Origin of the sequence: Curtobacterium sp. MCBA15_005, assembly GCF_001864855.1 — a bacterium.
Taxonomy (GTDB): Bacteria; Actinomycetota; Actinomycetes; order Actinomycetales; family Microbacteriaceae; genus Curtobacterium; species Curtobacterium flaccumfaciens.
On record NZ_MJGL01000052.1, the window covers coordinates 1 to 939 of the forward strand.

Sequence of the window (939 nt, forward strand, 5' to 3'; positions counted from 1 at the left end):
GGACCTGCAGGTCCTCGATGCGCCGGAGGCGCGCTGCCTCGACGTCGTAGCCCTCGTAGGCGGGCGGCGGCAGCTTCCGGACGTTCCGCGAGCACTGGAAGTCCTGGCACACCAGGGTGCCGACGGTGTTGCCGTTCCGTCCGGCCGGCCCGGACCGTTTCGCGCTGTAGAACGCGACGTCGTTCGGCAGCTTGACGTCCTGGCACCACGAGCACTGGGCACGGGAGCGGGGCGAGGCCTCGGCCGGCCGGAACAGGATGCCGATCAGGTCGCCATCCAGGGTCGGCACGACGGCGTACGCACGCCGCCCGATCTTCGGGTCGCGCCAGCCGAGGTAGTCGAGCGCGTCCCAGTCGAGCGTCTCGAAGTCGGCGGGCAGCGTGAGGTCGGACACCTCCTTGCGCGAGGCGTTGACGAAGGACGTGCGGAGGGTCTTCTCCACGATGGGGAGCATGGGTGATCGCTTTCGTGCGGGCCCGGGGCGTGCGGACGCACACCGCACCGGGCGGAGGAGATCAGGGTTCGACGAGGGCGGCCGCACCCGAGGGCACGACCGAGGGCCTCACGCCCTGATGCCGGCGATACGGGCGCCGACCACCTCCTGGAAGCTCACCCGACCAGCCTACGACCGGGTGTCAACCCCGGCCCGGTCCGCCCGCGGCCGGTTCGGTGTCGCCGTGACCAGGACGACCGAGCCCTCGTACGTCGGGCGGATCCGCAACGACCCGTGCCGCCGGTCCCACTCCCCCGACTCCAGCGCGGTCCGGAGCGCGGCCGCCGACCGCCGGACGGTGAACTCGTCGACCAGTCCCCACGCCGGGTCCGCCTGGCGCACGCCGGGGTCGAGCAGTCGCTCGGGGCGGGCGTAGTACGCCTCGGCGAACCCGTCGACGCACGTGAACGGGATCGGCAACGGGGTGCTCGTCACGGTGTCGTCGC

General features: G+C 72.5%; 1 protein-coding gene and 1 pseudogene. Both read right to left on the reverse strand.

The window, feature by feature from the left end:
- Nucleotides 1-454, reverse strand: a 454-nt coding sequence (locus BIU89_RS13645) for an FBP domain-containing protein (RefSeq protein WP_071247291.1), incomplete at its 3' end; no start/stop codon positions are given.
- A 168-nt stretch (nucleotides 455-622) separates the two neighbouring features.
- Nucleotides 623-939 (reverse strand): annotated as a pseudogene (locus BIU89_RS13650) (hypothetical protein); the annotation flags it as partial.